Source organism: Nitrospirillum karajorum, assembly GCF_036348415.1.
Lineage (GTDB): Bacteria > Pseudomonadota > Alphaproteobacteria > Azospirillales > Azospirillaceae > Nitrospirillum > Nitrospirillum amazonense_B.
Map to the genome: position 1 here is coordinate 1,541,832 of NZ_JAZBQB010000003.1, position 15,904 is coordinate 1,557,735.

Below are 15,904 nucleotides of genomic sequence, written 5' to 3' on the forward strand. Positions count from 1 at the left end.
ATATGCGCACGGCATGGACGCACGGCACGGCGCATATGAAACACGGGCGCATATGAAAAGAGCGCGTGCGGGGCGTCCCACACGCGCTCTGGCCCTTAAAGGATGTCCAACTGGACTAACCCCGCATGGGGGGCCGCGCTCAATGCACGCGCTGGGGCTCCATGTCGTGCTGGCGGACGGAGGCCAGCGCCACGTCGGAGGACGCGGCCATGGCCAGCGGCGTGCCATCGGCGGCGTGGATGGCATAGCCCAGGATGCCCTGGGTCACCACCGGCTTCACATAGGCCAGGACATTGACGCCGAAGGCGGCGAAATCCTGGGCGGACAGGTGGCGCAGGGCGTCGGCGCTCAGCGCCTGGAATTCGGTATCGAAGCTGTCGGTCATGATGATCACTCGCTTTTCGCAACGTGAAGAAAGACAGGCTCTTTCAAGCCCTGTCAGGATAAGGGCGGAAAATGGCCCAATGACGGATCAAGCGGGGCTTTTATCGGGCGAAACGTCGATGGTCTGCGGCTGGGCCGCGCCGTCGGCGGCGCCGCTGATCTTGATGGTGCGCACCTTGGGTTCCGGAATGGGCCGGCGCAGGTCGATGTGCAGCAGGCCATTGTCCAGGCTGGCGCCCAGGACCTCGATGCCGTCGGCCAGGACGAAGCTGCGCTGGAACTGCCGGGCGGCGATGCCGCGGTGCAGGTAGATGCGCGATTTGTCGTCCTGCTGGCGGCCGCGAATGATCAGCTGGTTATCTTCCGTCTGCACCTGCAGGTCGTCGAAGGTGAACCCGGCCACGGCCAGCGAGATGCGCAGGCCGTCCTCGCCAATCTGTTCGATGTTGTAGGGCGGGTATCCCTCCGCGGCGGATTTGGAAATCCGGTCCAGCGTGCGCTCGAACTGGTCGAAGCCCAACAGGAAGGGGCTGTTCAGGAATGACACACGGGTATTCATGGTGGCGGCAACCTCCTCCAACGAGCGAGTATGCGGGGGCGGCCTCAGCGGGGCCCACCAGAGCCCGGCGCCTTCGGCCCGCTGCTCGGCGGCCCGGAACGGCACCGCCTGAGTGATACATGGGTACCGCCTCCCACGGTTCAAGACAAGCGTCCACGCGCGCTCCACCGGTGAGCGGGCGGTGGCGCGGCCGGGTGGCGGCAGGGCGCGTCCCGAGGGGGGCGACGTCGTTCCCCCTCCTTGTGAGGGCCCCCTGCTTGTGATGGTTGTCATCGCGACCGGCGCATGCCTTTCGGTCAGGGCCGGGGCTGGGAGTCAGATACCCCCAGAAACTGTGGATAAGTCTGTGAGCGGGTGGTGCCGGGGCCAGGAGTCCTGGGCCTCCGCACCCTTTGCCTGGAAAATAGGCAATAAAATCAACTCATTGAAAATAAACGACTTTCGTGAAATTGAGGGTGCTCCTCCCGAGCTATTTCCTTCTAGTCGGTGGGTTCTGAGGATGCCGATTCGGCCTTGACAGGGGTGTGGACCATCCGCGCCCCCGGCAGGGCTGGGGCGGGCGGGAAGATCCTTGGGATTAGGTCCCCCGTCAGGGCCCCGAGTCGCGTCGCCATCGCCCCTACCCTGACCTTGGTCGGGGGATATTCCGGGTGTGGCGCTTGATCGGCCGGCGGGCTCATGACACAAGCATTGCCATCTACAATTTCGGCTTACTGCCTTTTTCGAGGTGACCCATGCGTCGTCTGTTCGTGGCCCTTGTCCTCGGTCTGCTGGTGATGGCGCCCTCCGGCGTGGGGGTCCGGTCCGCTTGGGCCCAGTCCGGCGGCTTCGGCTTTGCCGATGAGACGCCCATCACCCTGAACGTCGCCGAGATCGAGGTGGTGAACGACTATGTGTCGCCCATGAAGCCACCCAACATCGAATACCAGCTGCAACTGACGCCGGCCGAGGTGGTGCGCCTGTGGGTGCAAGACCGGCTGAAGGCCGCCGGCTCCAGCGGCAAGGCCCGTGTCATCATCAAGAACGCCAGCATCGTCGAGGTGAACCTGCCCCGCACCACCGGCATCAAGGGCTGGTTCACCACCGACCAGTCGCAACGCTATGACGGCCGGCTCGACGTGGAAGTCCAGGTGGACATGCCCGCCAAGGGCTATGCCGGCAGCACGTCGGTGGTGGTCAGCGCCAGCCAGTCGGTGTCCGAGGATGTGACCCTGAACCAGCGGGAAAAGACCTGGTCGCAACTGGTGCGTGACATGGCGCACGACATGGACGCCCAGCTGGCCAAGGGCATCCGCGACAACCTGTTCTCGGCGATGATTCTTTAAGCCTTGTCCCGAACGCCGGGCGCCGGCTTTTACGGCCGTGCCCCGTGTCCGGGCGCGTGAACGAAAAAGGCCGGGGGCAGTGATGCCCTCGGCCTTTTTCATGAACGCCCGTTGGGGCGCCTTTGGGGGAGCGCCCTTGGGCGGCTGCCTCAGAACATGCTCCCGGCCTGGCCCGGGGTGCCGATCATGGCCAGGAATTCGCGGCGGGTGCTGGGGTCGTTGCGGAAGGCGCCCAGCATGCGGCTGGTGACCATGGAAACGCCGGGCTTGTGGACGCCGCGTGTGGTCATGCACTGGTGCGACGCCTCGATCACCACGGCCACGCCCAGGGGCTGCAGCACCTCATCGATGGTGTTGGCGATCTGGGAGGTCATCTTCTCCTGGATCTGCAGGCGCTTGGCATAGACCTCGACCACCCGCGCCAGCTTCGAGATGCCGACAACGCGCGAGCGGGGCAGGTAGGCCACATGGGCCACGCCGATGATCGGCACCATGTGGTGCTCGCAATAGCTTTCGAAACGGATGTCGCGCAGCACGACCATCTCGTCGTAGCCGTCCGTCTCCTCGAAGGTGCGGGCCAGCAGCTCCATGGGATCGGAGGCATAGCCGGCGAAGAACTCCTCATAGCTGCGCACCACGCGGTCTGGCGTGCCCAGCAGACCCTCGCGGGTGGGGTCGTCCCCCGCCCAGCGCAGCAGGGTGCGCACCGCCTCTTCCGCTTCCTCGCGGCTGGGGCGGCCTTGAGTGGTGGGGACGGAGCGGCGCCCGTGGACCGGCCCGGACACGACGGTGTCGGCGAGGGTTTTCTTGGCGTGGGACACGGTGTTTCTCCCTTGGGCGGGCTGGCGTGGAGGGCGAGGGGGCCCGGACGATAAGGGCCGGTCCCCCGATGCAGGCATTCATGAAGGGTACCGGCCGTGCCGTCTGTGACGGTTCTCGGACCCGGTATCCGTTCTTATCTACGGGCGAGGGGGCGTGTCAGTTCAGCGCCCCGCGCTCATGTATCAGTTCAGCGCCCCGCGCTCATGGGGGCTATCCAATGAAAAGGCGGGGATGCGCACGTCGAAGCGCGTCCCGTCCGTGCGCTCCATCTGATAGCTGCCGACCATGATGCCTGAGGGCGTGCCCAGGGGGGTGCCGCTGGTGTACTCGAAGGACTGGCCGGGGCTCAGCACCGGCTGTTCCCCCACAACGCCGGCGCCCCGCACCTCCTGCACCCGGCCGCGGGCGTCGGTGATGTGCCAGTAGCGGGTGCGCAGGCGCACCGTTTCGGCCCCGGTGTTCTCGATTCGCACGGTGTAGGCCCAGACATAATGACCCTCGCGGGGCGATGACTGGTCCTCCAGGAATTCGGGGCGCACGCTGACCCGGATGGCGTGGGTGGTTTCACTGTACATCGGACATGTCTTTCAGGGCGTTCCCAGGGCCTTTCCCGTGTCGCCGGCCCGCGCCTGGTGACGCCGGCGCCGGCCTGATCCGCGACAAATCTCCTGTTCCATCCTTCTTAGGCCTGTTCGCGGCCAATCTCCAGACCCTTGGGGCACCGATGCCGCCGCGCTCGCCCCAGGTGGCGACTGGTGTCCCCCGCCATGTGCGTGAGCCAAGGGGCCGGCCAGCATTGCGGGGCGCGGGATGCCGATCCCAGCGCAGCGATGGCCTGGGTGCAAAAACACGCTTGCGCCCAGGGGGGCTTGGCCTCATATAGGCCCTCAGGTGCAACTACCGACGGCGCGTTATATGTACGCCAGCCTCCTCCTTCGACGACGACCCTGCGGTCGCCTGCTGTGCGGGCGACAGGGTCGTATCACGGCCGGACGCTGACGCGTCGCCTCATCCTGGCGACGCCCCTCGGTTCCGGTCTCTAGGCGCCCATCGCGCCATCGTTTTAGAGAACCGGGACACCCCAATCGTATGATCCTGACGACTGAGCTGCCGGCGCACGCCGGCGCCATCGAACGCCTGCTCGACACCGCCTTCGGACCGAAGCGCAAAGCCAAAACCGTTTACCGCCTGCGCCGGGGTGTGGCCCCCGTGGCCGACCTGTGCATGGTCGCCCTGGATGAGACCGCGCCCGGCTATTCCGCCGCCCAGCCGCGCCTGGTGGCCTCCATCCGCTACTGGCCGGTGATGGCCGCCGACGGCACGATGACCCTGATGCTGGGCCCCATCGCCGTGGCCGAGGATTACCGGTCCGCCGGCCTCGGTGGCCAGCTCATCCGCGCCAGCCTGGCCCGGGCCCAGGCCCTGGGATATCCCAGCGTGCTGCTGGTGGGCGACGCCCCCTATTACAACCGCTTCGGCTTCACCCGCCAGCCGGTGCTGGGCCTGAAGCTGCCGGGCCCGGTGGAACTGGAACGTTTCCTCGGCCTGGAATTCGTCCCCGGCGCGCTCAGCAACGCCCACGGCATGCTGGGCCGCGTCCCGACCCGCACGGCCGCCGCCGCCGAAGCTGCAGCCGGTGAAACCGGCGTCGCCAAGTTGGCCCGCCCGCGCCGGAGGGCGGTTCGCTGACCCATCCGGCCCCCCGGCCAATTGCAACGGCCGGGACCCGTGAGGGCCGTATGAGAGTTTTATTGCGTGTGCCAAGCGGCGTTTGAGTCTCTCTAGGCTTACTGCCGCTTGAACGCCGCGCCGGAAAGCCCTATAAGCTCCTTCCCGGCGCGGGTGTAGCTCAATGGTAGAGCAGAAGCTTCCCAAGCTTACGACGAGGGTTCGATTCCCTTCACCCGCTCCAACGCCTTCCCTATAAAATCAGTCCCTTAGCGATCCGACAATGTGCCGGATGGGGCCGCGTTGTGCCTGATTCTGCCCCATGCTAGCTTACACCAGTGCTTACACGGCGGCGGTGTAAGCAGGTCGGAAGCCAGCTCCGCGAATCGCCCTGGTGGCCGATCGACCTCTTGGACCGCCCCTGTAAGCGCCTTTGTGTAAGCAGGGGTGCCCAGCCATGGCCCGTGTCCGCCTTACCAAGACCCTCGTGGATGAGCTGCGGTCGCATCTGGGATAGTCGCCCCTTTGGCTCAGCGCCATATCCATAGGCGTTGATCCGCCTAATTTGACTTTAGGCGCTTTTTCGCCTATCACCTCCTTAGGCGCAATTCTGCCTGGGGGAGGGCTATGGGCATCCGCAGCAACATCGATCTTGGCCATACCCTGCGCCAGATGCGCCAGGCCGCCGGCCTGACCCAGGCGCAGTTGGGCGACAAGGCCAGCCTGCGTCAGCGGACCATTTCGGATGTGGAGCAAGGGCGGGGCTGCACCACGGAGACGCTGTTCGCCCTGCTGACGGCCCTGGGCGCCGAAATCACGGTGGACGCCCGCCGCGTTACCGACTTCATACCGGGCAACTACTGATGCCCAGCACTTCTCGCAGCCTTAAAGACCGGCTGGACGTCTATCTGGGGCGCAGTCTGGTGGGTGTCCTGGTGCGCGGCGGTAGCGGTGATGTCTCCTTCACCTATGACCGCGACTGGCAGGCCCGTGCCGATGCCCTGCCGGTATCGCTCAGCCTGCCCCTGCAGGCCAAGGCCCATACCGGCCTGGCCGTGGCCGCCTATTTCGACAACCTCTTGCCCGACAGCGACGCCATCCGCGCCCGCATCGCCATGCGCGAGGGGGCGGCATCCGACCGGCCGTTCGACCTGCTGGCCGCCATCGGCCGGGACTGCATCGGTGCCCTGCGCTTCCTGCCCCCTGGCGCCGATCCGGGGGACCCGACCCGCATGGAGGCTGACGAGGTGTCGGTGGCGGAGATCGCCCGCCGCCTGCGCCACCTGAAATCCGCCCCCTTGGGCCGCGAGCAGGGGGACGATGATTTCCGCATCTCCATCGCCGGCGCCCAGGATAAGACGGCCTTCCTGCGCCTGCCCTCGGGGGCTTGGGCCATTCCCCGGGGGGCCACGCCCACCTCGCACATCTTCAAGCCCCCCATCGGCCTGACGGAGGGGCGGGTGGACCTGTCGGACAGCGTGGAAAACGAATGGCTGTGCCTGGCCCTATGCCGCGCCCTGGGCCTACCCGTCGCCAACGCCACCGTCGAGCGGTTTGAGGATGTCACGGTGCTGGTGGTGGAACGGTTCGACCGCCGGCCGGTGGAGGGCGTCCTCTATCGTCTGCCACAGGAAGACCTCTGCCAAGCCCTGGGCGTGCCCAGCAGCCGGAAGTATGAGGATAGGGGCGGCCCCGGCATCGCCCAGATCCTGATGCTGCTGGCCCGCAGCGACACCCCCGACCAGGACCGGCGGAATTTCCTAAAGGCCCAAATGGTGTTCTGGCTGCTGTCCGCCCCCGACGGCCACGCCAAGAACTTTTCCATCTTCCTGACCCCCGGCGGCTTCCGCCTGACGCCGCTCTACGATGTGATGTCGGCCATCCCTTATGGCGCCACCTCCCGCGCGTTTGACCCCGCCCGGGTCAAGCTGGCCATGGCGGTGGGGCGCAACCGCCATTACCGGGTACGGGACATCGCCTTGCGGCACTGGCGCCAGACGGCCGAGGCGGCCGGGCTGGCGGAGCGCGTTGTTGAGGAGATCATCGCCGAGTTGCGTGCCGACTTGGGCGCCGCGCTTCAGAGCCTTCGGCCAGGTTTGGGTCACTACGTGCCGCTAGACCGGGTGGATCGGTTTTTCGACCACCTCGCCCACAACGTTAAGAGCCTGGCGGTTGCCTAATTGGCGAGAGGGATGGAGTCGCTGGTCCCGGACACGCCTGGGGCCCAATTCAGCCGCTCATCGCGAATCACCAATTCCCGCGCAACGACGAGCACGGAATTGCCAACAGCATCTTGTCGGCGTTCATACGGGATGATGTTGTGGAGAGATGTGGCGTGAACTCCGTCCCCTTGGCATGGCCATCCGCTCGTCCTCCTGGCCGTTACCCCGAAATTCCCCCTGGTCTTTTCCCCAATTGTTCCTTATTTGTTCCGAGTGGGCGATTTTTGTCGCCACCTCGATTGACAAGCCCGGACACCTAAAGCAATTTCAAAGCGTCCGCGGATAGCCGCGGGTAGCCGCGGAGTTAAAAATGGGCAAGGACGGCCGCAACGCCAAGCGTATAACCACCACCTTCACCAAGGCCCAGCACGAATCCTTGCTGCGGATCGCGGAGAAGAACGGTGTGGATGTCGCGTGGCTGATTCGTCGCGCGGTCGATCGTCTGATCGAGGACGCGGACGGCGGCCCGCTGCTGCCGTTGGATCAGTGACCGGGGCGGGGGAGATGGGCATGCGTAGCTTGGAACTGTTCAGCGGCTGCGGTGGATTGGCCTTGGGCACGGCCCGCGCCGGGTTCGAGCACGTCCGCATGGTGGAATGGAACGCCGACGCCTGCGCCACCCTGGCGCTGAACAAGCGGAACCAGGTTGAGCACGCCCGCGATTGGCCCTTCATCCAGGGCGACGTCCGCGCGATGTCCTGGGGCGATATCGACGGGGCGCTGGACCTGGTCGCCGGCGGGCCTCCCTGCCAGCCATTTTCAATCGGCGGAAAGCACGCCGGGAATGAGGACGCCCGCGACATGTGGCCCGAGGCCATCCGCGCCGTCCGTGAGGTGCGCCCCCGCGCCTTCCTGTTCGAGAACGTCAAGGGCCTGCTGCGGCCGGCTTTCGCCGAATACCTGGAATGGATCACCACCTATCTGGCGGTGCCCGCCTTGGGGAAGTGGGCGGATGAGACGCACGCGGAGCATCTGGCCCGCCTGCGCGATTACAAGACGCGCGCCGACTATGACGTCCGGGTGCTGAAGGTCAACGCGGCCGACTATGGCGCGCCGCAGAAGCGCCACCGCGTGGTCGTCGCCGGCGTGCGGCGGGATTTGGGGGTGACGCTGCCCGCGTTCGCGCCCACGCATTCCCGCGAGGCGCTGTTGTGGGATCAATGGGTCACCGGGGAATATTGGAAGCGCCACCGCATGGCGCCCCCGGCCGGTGGCCCCGCCACCGATGCCGACTTGCGCTTGATCGCCCGCATGCGGGCCGTTGGTCACCGGCCGGCCGAAAAGGCCTGGGTGACGGTGCGTGACGCCATCCGTGGGCTGGGCGCCCCCAATGGCAAGAATGGCCACGTCTTCCAGGATGGCGCCCGGGTCTATGTGGGCCATACGGGCAGCCCTTTGGACGAACCCGCCAAGGCGCTGAAGGCGGGTGATCACGGCGTCCCCGGGGGCGAGAACATGATGGTGAGGGACGACGGCTCCGTCCGCTACTTCACCATCCGTGAGGCCGCCCGCCTGCAGGGCCTGCCCGACGACTGGTCGTTCGCCACGTCCTGGACCGAAAGCATGCGCCAGCTCGGCAACGCCGTGCCCACGCAGTTGGCGGAGGCCCTGGGGCGGTGGATGGCGGGCGCGCTGTCGTCGCCCACCGGCGCGGCGAAGCGGGCCGCCTGAAACTCCCGGCGGTCAGGCGGAGGGAAGCGTCGCCATGAAGGCGTCGATCTCGACCAGCAGTTCCGGAATCTGTTTCGGGTTGTCCGCGCATTTGAACGCCCACGGGCGCCCGGGATGCAGGGTGTCCCAGGGGGAGCGCTTCTGGTTATAGCGCCCGGCCCCCGGATCGTGGTTGCCGAACCCATCCAGATACTGGTTCCACAACGGCACGTAATGGCGCAGCAGCAGCCCCTCGCCATGGCCGATCCAGGTGTCATCGACCACCAGGTGCCGGACCTGGAAGTCGCGGACATCGAGGTTGCTGGCCAGTTGGATCGACTCGGCATGCTCGGCCAGGCGCTTCCACAGCGAGTTGCCGGCCATGCCGTCCACGTCCACGGTGCCGCGGCGCCCACCCGCCGGCACGGCCTTGCCAGCGTAGATCGGCCGCTCGAACCTCCCCAGGCGACCCAGCCGGGCCAGAGGCTCGTAGGCCGGGAACGGGGCGTTCTCGCCGGTGTAGTAGATCAGGTAGAGGCCGGCCCCGTTGAATCGGGGAATCGCCGCCAGCGGCACGACGGGCCGGTCAAGCAAGGCTTTCACCACGCTCGCCGACAGGTTCGCCTTGCTCAGGGGATTGTATGGTTCGTCCTGGGGGGCCATGTCCCGCGTCTACCTCCTTGATGGAGGGGATGTGGTAGCCTGATCCAAGGTTGGGAGTCGATAGGCGATGTCATACCGGGTGGTTCTTCCCGTTCACCGGGTGTCAGCCTGGGGCGCCTGGTGACAGGAGGCGGAGGCGGATGCCCACCAAGAGGAAATCGAAGGCCAAGCGCCCGCCACTGACGCGGTCACAGGTCATGTCCCGTGTTCGGGGCAAGGACACCAAGCCCGAGATGGCGGTGCGTCGGGCGCTATGGGCCGCCGGCTACCGCTACCGCCTTCATGCGAAGGATCTGCCAGGCCGGCCGGATATCGTGTTCCGGTCCCGCAAGATCGCCATCTTTGTCCATGGTTGCTTTTGGCATGGGCACGAGGGCTGTCCAGGGCATCGGATACCGAAAAGCCGGAGCGAGTGGTGGGCGGCGAAGATCGCCCGTAACAAGGCCCGGGACGCCGAAGTGCGGGGGGAGTTGGAGGGAATGGGGTGGACGGTGATGGTTGTTTGGGAGTGCGAGGCAACCAAATCATTCCGATGTGAAGCCATTCTTCTTCGTGTGCCTCTGACCGAATTACACCACAAGGTGGCATTTCCCAATATGCCACTGCTTCAGAGCTAGGCTATGCTGATCGCTATCCAAGGCCGTTGCCTGCTGATCATGGGTGGCTGAAATGGGTTTTTATTCGCGTCTTCGTGACGGACGTAACGATGACGAGGCGCTCCAGCGTTGCATTGAAAACGTTGTCCGGAAGCTAGATGAGGCCAATGATCCTCGGCGACCAGGCATGCTTCTTGGAAAAATTCAATCAGGTAAAACCAGGGCGTTCTTGGGGGTGATGGCGAGAGCCTTTGACACAGGGTTCGATGTGGCAATCGTCCTCACAAAGGGGACAAAGACCCTGGCGAATCAGACGGTCAAGAGAATAGGGCGGGACTTTAAGGAATTTATCGAAGGGGATGAGATCGTCCTTTTTGATATAATGTCGGCCCCTAATGATTTAACTAGATCTGAATTAAATAGAAAAATAATCATAGTAGCAAAAAAGCAAAAGAATAACTTGGATAGAATATTTGAGTTTTTTAATAAATATGGAAATTTAGCTGGCCGGAGGGTTCTTCTTGTTGACGACGAAGCGGACATGGCCAGTGTCCGTTTCACTAAGAAAAAAGACGATAATGATATAGAACAAGGAACTATCGCCAGTCAAATGGACCAGCTTCGCGGTGTTCTGCCTGGAATCGCGTTCCTACAGGTGACGGCCACTCCTTACGCGCTTTATTTACAACCTGAGAATTATGGGGAAGATGAGCAAACCCAGACGGTGTTCTATCCCAAGCGACCGGCATTCACTGAATTGCTCCCCATCCATGACGCATATGTGGGGGGCGACTCCTATTTTGGCGGGCATGGGGCTGATGATCCCCGTTATTACCTCCACGTGGAGGTGGACGACCATGAACATGATGCCTTGCGCTCGGCGGACGGCCGTTCGATTAGGGGAGATCGTATATGGACCAGTGGAAACATCAAGGTTCTCCGCCGCGCTTTAATGACTTTCCTTCTCGCGGTGGCGATCCGTCGGCGGCAGCAGACTGCATTGGAACAGCCCCCACAAAAATATTCGATGATCATCCACAATGATACCCAGCGCGCGGCGCATGATTGGCAATGGGAGACGGTTGGTCGAGTGGTGCAGGCGTTCGAGGAGGCGGCCAAATCGGGTGATGATCGGCTGCGTATATTATTCGAAGAGGCCTATGCCGATCTCCAGAGCTCAGTCGAAGCAGAGGGAGGATACCTACCTCCAGACGCCGAAGCACTCGAAGATGTACGGCGACTTATTGACGACGGAGAGCTAAACGTTCAAAGAGTTAACTCGGATCAGCAGCTTGAGCCCTTGTTAAATCAAGAATCCGGCGAGCTCAAACTCCGAACAAAGGCCAATATATTCATTGGTGGAAGTATACTTGATCGCGGGATAACAGTTCTCAATCTCGTTTCGTTTTATTATGGACGAAACCCAAAAAGAATGCAGGCAGACACCGTCTTACAGCATTCGCGTATGTATGGGGCCCGCCCCAAAGCTGATTTGGCCGTGACGCGCTTTTACACTTCCAGAGGGGTATATGATCGTTTGGCCCAAATCCACTCTCTCGAAACCGCACTTCGCGACGCGTTTGAAAGTGGGGCGCATGATCAGGGTGTTGTTTTCATTCAGAGTGATGATAGGCGTGGGATCATTCCCTGCGCACCGAACAAGATTTTATTGAGTGATGTGGTGGCGGTACGACCGAACGACGTGTTGCTGCCCACGGGCTTTGACACGGTTTCCGCCACCAAACTCATTAAAGCCACACGGCAGGTTGACGCGCTCATCCCGCCGAACTGTGTGGGAGGCAAGGTGTTCGTCGAAATTGATGTGGAAACAGCCATTGCGATCATCAATGCGATTGAGCCGACCCTCGACTGGAGCGCCGAAGGTGGGTTTGAATGGGAGGCGATGCGAGCTCTGGTTCGTTATTTCGGCGCCAAGGCCGACGGTAAGGTTTTGCTCCTCGCAGAGGAGGGGCGGCGCCTGGATCGTCGTCACTCCGGCGACCGATCTGGACTATCGATCCTTGGCACGGCTGAGTTGCGCGACCTGGTGCGGGACTCGGCTCGTCAGGCTCCAGCGCTGGTACTGTTGAAGCAGGATGGAGGGGCGGATCTTGGTTGGAAAGCAGGTCCGTTCTGGTGGCCCATGCTCGCGAGTTCCGCCAACGCGACATCGTGTGTCTTCGCGACAAAACTGTCGACTTGACCGATGTTGGATGCGGTGGCGACTGGGGCCTGGGACCAAAGCCAGCAGCCCTGGAGTTATCCGGGTGTCTTACTGGCTGAGGGGCTGTCGGAATGGATGACACCAGGATGACCCCAGAGTTTGTTCAAGATCGATCGAGTTGAGGTCGCCTAGTGCTTAATTGGCGGGCTTAATGTGGAAATGCTCCACGTATTCGAGGGCATCTGTCCTGTGTGCGGGAGGAGGGAGGCATATCATCAGACCGCGCCACCACTGGCGAGCTGGCGGCTTGATCATAAGCTGGGTAATAGTTTAGCTCAGTTGCCATACCGTCCAAACAGACGAGACAATTCCTGCGCAGTTTGCGAAAAAATATGATTTGAGGGAGGGAAAATTGGAATACTGGAATACGAAGAGAAATACCCCCCATCCAGCCGATACTTACGCGGATAGGCTTCTTGAGAGCACTCGCGCGTTTTGGGCGGATGGATTCGGCATAGCTGCCATAGATGACTCAGCCGGAGATTTTACGTTTCGGCACATTTCTAAATTATGGGAGGCGCAATTTGGTCTATTCGACAAGGACGGAAGCAATCGGGTAGCGGGAGCGGGAGCAAATCTTCAAAGGGAGTTGAACCAACCAACCATATTTCCGACTGTCGCGCTAGCCGCTGCGGCGTATCCTTGGCTATCAACCCAGCCTGGAAAAGCTGTTTTATTTTCTGCATCTTTTGCGGGTGCCCATGAGTTCTGTCGTGTATCAATTAAACGCCTAGAAGAAGAGCTGAATCCGGTTTTTCCCAATATGCTGGCATGGCAAATTCGGGAGAAGATCACGCATTTTTCAGCAAATGCACCCCTTCCAAGGGGGAATGGATGTCATCTATATTACGCTCCAACGGGATCCATCGAAAAATATAATGGCGCTGATCTGGGGATCGTCGCACACGTCAACGTTGACGGTGCTGATCGCTTTAGAACTATGCTCTTCCAAGCGAAAAATTCTGGAACCCAGACCCGTTGGAGAACCAGCGTCGGGCATTTTAGTGGAAATGAGCGTCAACTGCACAAGTTGGTTGAGACAGGTATGGGGTATTATGTGTTCTGGCATCAAGACCAGTGCCGTCCTATTTGTACTCCCACAGTTCGCTCTGCAGATGACATTAAGAAAGAGGTTGATGAAACGGGCATCTGGACAGTCGATACCGTGCTCGGTTCGTGGGATTTCGCTACGTTCCTGATAAGTCATGCACTGACTTCCGCGCAGACGGGATTGCTGTTTGATACGGCCCCTCAAGCGGTGGAGGCCCTGGTCGGTTGTGGCTATGACGTCGCGAATGTCTTAGCCGTCAGTGCTGACGGGAATATGGTGGCATTCCAGGAGTTAAGGCGAGCAGTCGAAGCCATTCCGTGGCTAGACCATAAGCATTCGATTGCGGCCACTACTGCGAATGCCTCGTACACTCCCGCCCCCCCCGTCGGGGGCCCCAAGGCCGAGGAGGACGATCCAGAGATGCTGGCATGGGAATGTAATCGTACGGGAACACCATTACATTTCCGGCGTGAGGGCGTCGCAACACCCTAAGTCTGACTCTTTCGCAGATATAAGGTAATCTTGAGGACTTACATAGGCGCTTACACATAGATGATGGATGATAATATATCATTTATTATCAACATGATGAATCTACTCGTCGCAAGCTTCCCAAGCTTACGACGAGGGTTCGCTTCCCTTCACCCGCTTCTGTTCCGGCCAGCCGGAACCCGCCGCCTTCTGGCGGTGCCATCCCTCCCCGACAGAACCATTCCGCGGCCATCCGACGCCTGGGCCTTAACGCCCACCGCCTCACTGTCGCCACGGTTCCTCCCCACATTACAAGTGTGTAACCCGTCCGGGGCTTGGTCGCTTTCCCGTTGAATTGCCGGGCCAGTGGGACAATATGGAAATCGCGGCCCAGGGGGGTCGCCTGGGTTTAACCTGGGATCATTCGAGGAACGTCATGGCTATTGGACCCTACAATCGTTTTGCGTCGAGCACCGGCGCTTACGACCGGGCCCTGTTCGATGAGGGCCTGCGTCAGCACATGCTGCGCGTTTTCAACTATATGACCGTCGGCCTGATCGTCACCGGCCTTGTCGCCTACTTCGGTGCCCAGTCCGACGCCCTGGTGACGGCCATCTTCGGCACCCCGCTGAAGTGGGTGGTCATGCTGGCCCCCATCGGCTTCGTGTTGGTGCTGTCGGCCGGTTTTAACCGCATGTCCTCGGGGGCGCTGCGCACGCTGTTCTTCGTCTTCAGCGGTGTCATGGGCCTGTCGCTCATGAGCCTGTTCCGGGTGTTCACCGACGCCAGCATCGCCCGCGTGTTCTTCATCTCCGCCGCCACCTTCGCCGGCGCCGCGCTGTACGGCTACACCGCCAAGCGCGACCTGACGCAGTTCGGCTCCTTCCTGATCATGGGCGTGATCGGCCTGGTCATCGCCAGCCTGGTCAACATCTTCCTGGCCTCCAGCGCGCTGCTGTTCGCGGTGTCGGTGCTGGGTGTGCTGATCTTCACGGGCCTGACCGCCTATGACAGCCAGCGCATCAAGGAGATGTACGCCGAGTCCTGGGGCGTCGAGGCCAACACCAAGCTGGCCGTCATGGGCGCGCTCAGCCTGTACATGGACTTCATCAACATCTTCATCTCCCTGATGCAGCTGATGGGCGACCGCCGCAACTAAGCGGAACCCGCCAGCGACCAAAGGGTTGAGGGGCCGTCCGGGCAACCGGGCGGCCCTTTCCTTTGAGGGCCGCCGCCGGCCATGATGGGGCGCGTTCCGTCCGCCGCCGCCAAGAGGTCCGCCGCCATGATCTTCCTCTACACCGACTTCGGCTGGTCCGGCCCCTATGTCGGCCAGATGCGGGCGGCGCTGGCGGCGCGCGCGCCGGGCACCCCCATCATCGACCTGATGCACGACGCCCCGGCCTTCGATCCCCCGGCCGCCGGTCGTCTGCTGGCCGCCATCCTGCCCGCCACCCTGGCGGCGTTGCCGCTCATCACCATTCCCGCCGTCTTCCTGGCCGTGGTCGACCCCGGCGTGGGCACGGACCGCCGGCCTCTGGCCGTAAGCCTCTCGGGCAAGCTGGGGCGCCCCGTCTGGCTGGTGGGGCCGGACAACGGCCTGTTCCGGCCCCTGATCCATGACACCATCGCCACCGGCGGGTTGGCCGAGGCGTGGGAGATCACCTGGCGGCCCCCGGCCCTGTCCGTGTCCTTCCATGGCCGCGACCTGTTCGCGCCCGTGGCGGCCCGGGTGGCCGAGGGGCGGGAGCTGGGCGATTGGGCCCGTCCCCTGGCCGTGGACGATCTGACGGGCGCGGCGCCCTCGAGGGAAAGAGGGGAGGGCGACACGGCCGGGAACAGCCGAATCCTCTATATCGACAGCTATGGCAACGGCTGGACCGGGCTGCGGCCCACCGGGAGTTTGGATGGCACCGTGGCGCCCGATGCCCGGCTGTGGGTGGGCGGTCCCGAGGGGGGCCGGGCGGTGGAGGCCGCCCGCACCTTCGGCGCCGTGCCCCGGGGGGCCGCCTTCTGGTACGTCAATTCCAGCGGGTTGGTGGAGATCGCCGTGAATCAGGGCCGCGCCGACCAGGTGCTGGGCTTCACCCTGGGCTCCCCCGTCGGTGTGCGGGCGCCTTACATCAGGCTCTGAGGCGAGCATTACGAAGTCGCTGGCGTCCCTCCAATTAGGACGCGACCCGCGTCCGCCGGAGCTTTGTGGGGAGCCGAAGGCGGACTGGAAAGCGAGGAAGCCAAGCTGCCGGACGGCGGCGCCCGGCGCTTGAGG

General features: G+C 63.0%; 16 protein-coding genes and 1 tRNA gene. 12 read left to right on the forward strand and 5 right to left on the reverse strand.

The window, feature by feature from the left end:
- Window positions 1-139: 139 nt before the first annotated feature.
- Together UCD39_RS20835 and UCD39_RS20840 are read right to left on the reverse strand one after the other, a co-directional pair.
- The gene (locus tag UCD39_RS20835; RefSeq protein ID WP_330497700.1) at window positions 140-385 is read right to left on the reverse strand and encodes a DUF1150 family protein; all 246 of its coding nucleotides are present in this window, start codon (window positions 383-385) and stop codon (window positions 140-142) included.
- An 87-nt stretch (window positions 386-472) separates the two neighbouring features.
- A complete protein-coding gene (locus UCD39_RS20840; RefSeq protein ID WP_145734846.1) occupies window positions 473-943 on the reverse strand; it encodes an Hsp20 family protein in 471 nt (156 codons plus the stop codon).
- Between the two features lie 734 nt (window positions 944-1,677).
- Here UCD39_RS20840 and UCD39_RS20845 point away from each other — a divergent pair.
- Window positions 1,678-2,268, forward strand: coding sequence for a hypothetical protein (locus UCD39_RS20845; RefSeq protein ID WP_330497701.1), 591 nt, complete (start codon window positions 1,678-1,680; stop codon window positions 2,266-2,268).
- Between the two features lie 149 nt (window positions 2,269-2,417).
- Here UCD39_RS20845 and folE read toward each other — a convergent pair whose 3' ends face one another.
- The gene (gene folE, locus UCD39_RS20850) at window positions 2,418-3,053 is read right to left on the reverse strand and encodes a GTP cyclohydrolase I FolE (RefSeq protein ID WP_246130621.1); all 636 of its coding nucleotides are present in this window, start codon (window positions 3,051-3,053) and stop codon (window positions 2,418-2,420) included.
- Between the two features lie 219 nt (window positions 3,054-3,272).
- On the reverse strand, window positions 3,273-3,665 hold the full coding sequence (gene apaG, locus UCD39_RS20855) for a Co2+/Mg2+ efflux facilitator ApaG/CorD (protein WP_145734849.1): 393 nt from the start codon (window positions 3,663-3,665) through the stop codon (window positions 3,273-3,275).
- A gap of 514 nt (window positions 3,666-4,179) precedes the next feature.
- On the opposite strand from apaG, the gene UCD39_RS20860 reads away from it, so the two are divergent.
- The 6 genes from UCD39_RS20860 (at window position 4,180) to UCD39_RS20885 (ending at window position 8,651) form a co-directional block, all read left to right on the forward strand.
- Window positions 4,180-4,779, forward strand: coding sequence for a GNAT family N-acetyltransferase (locus UCD39_RS20860; protein WP_330497702.1), 600 nt, complete (start codon window positions 4,180-4,182; stop codon window positions 4,777-4,779).
- Between the two features lie 149 nt (window positions 4,780-4,928).
- A tRNA-Gly gene (locus UCD39_RS20865) sits at window positions 4,929-5,002 on the forward strand.
- 383 nt (window positions 5,003-5,385) lie between these two features.
- The gene (locus UCD39_RS20870; RefSeq protein WP_330497703.1) at window positions 5,386-5,622 is read left to right on the forward strand and encodes a helix-turn-helix transcriptional regulator; all 237 of its coding nucleotides are present in this window, start codon (window positions 5,386-5,388) and stop codon (window positions 5,620-5,622) included.
- Entirely contained in the window at window positions 5,622-6,938 is a 1,317-nt protein-coding gene (locus tag UCD39_RS20875; RefSeq protein ID WP_330497704.1) for a type II toxin-antitoxin system HipA family toxin, read from the forward strand. Before UCD39_RS20870 ends, UCD39_RS20875 begins: the two co-directional genes overlap by 1 nt.
- A 352-nt stretch (window positions 6,939-7,290) precedes the next feature.
- Window positions 7,291-7,470 carry a CopG family transcriptional regulator gene (locus UCD39_RS20880; protein ID WP_330497705.1) on the forward strand — a complete coding sequence of 60 codons (180 nt, stop codon included), beginning with the start codon at window positions 7,291-7,293 and terminating at the stop codon, window positions 7,468-7,470.
- A 20-nt stretch (window positions 7,471-7,490) separates the two neighbouring features.
- Window positions 7,491-8,651: a DNA cytosine methyltransferase gene (locus tag UCD39_RS20885; protein ID WP_330497706.1), complete on the forward strand. Its 1,161-nt coding sequence runs from the start codon at window positions 7,491-7,493 to the stop codon at window positions 8,649-8,651.
- Window positions 8,652-8,663: 12 nt separating this feature from the next.
- Here UCD39_RS20885 and UCD39_RS20890 read toward each other — a convergent pair whose 3' ends face one another.
- Window positions 8,664-9,233 (reverse strand): Eco29kI family restriction endonuclease, encoded by a 570-nt coding sequence (locus tag UCD39_RS20890; protein ID WP_330497707.1) that lies wholly within the window; start codon window positions 9,231-9,233, stop codon window positions 8,664-8,666.
- Between the two features lie 200 nt (window positions 9,234-9,433).
- On the opposite strand from UCD39_RS20890, the gene UCD39_RS20895 reads away from it, so the two are divergent.
- The 5 genes from UCD39_RS20895 to UCD39_RS20915 all read left to right on the forward strand — a co-directional run bounded on the left by UCD39_RS20895 (window position 9,434) and on the right by UCD39_RS20915 (window position 15,769).
- The gene (locus UCD39_RS20895) at window positions 9,434-9,910 is read left to right on the forward strand and encodes a very short patch repair endonuclease (protein ID WP_330497708.1); all 477 of its coding nucleotides are present in this window, start codon (window positions 9,434-9,436) and stop codon (window positions 9,908-9,910) included.
- Between the two features lie 52 nt (window positions 9,911-9,962).
- Window positions 9,963-12,092, forward strand: a complete 2,130-nt coding sequence (locus UCD39_RS20900) for a Z1 domain-containing protein (protein WP_330497709.1) — start codon at window positions 9,963-9,965, stop codon at window positions 12,090-12,092.
- A 373-nt stretch (window positions 12,093-12,465) separates the two neighbouring features.
- Window positions 12,466-13,656: a hypothetical protein gene (locus tag UCD39_RS20905; protein ID WP_330497710.1), complete on the forward strand. Its 1,191-nt coding sequence runs from the start codon at window positions 12,466-12,468 to the stop codon at window positions 13,654-13,656.
- A gap of 415 nt (window positions 13,657-14,071) precedes the next feature.
- Window positions 14,072-14,794: a Bax inhibitor-1/YccA family protein gene (locus tag UCD39_RS20910; RefSeq protein ID WP_330497711.1), complete on the forward strand. Its 723-nt coding sequence runs from the start codon at window positions 14,072-14,074 to the stop codon at window positions 14,792-14,794.
- 81 nt (window positions 14,795-14,875) lie between these two features.
- Window positions 14,876-15,769 (forward strand): SAM hydrolase/SAM-dependent halogenase family protein, encoded by an 894-nt coding sequence (locus UCD39_RS20915; RefSeq protein WP_330497712.1) that lies wholly within the window; start codon window positions 14,876-14,878, stop codon window positions 15,767-15,769.
- Window positions 15,770-15,904: the final 135 nt, after the last annotated feature.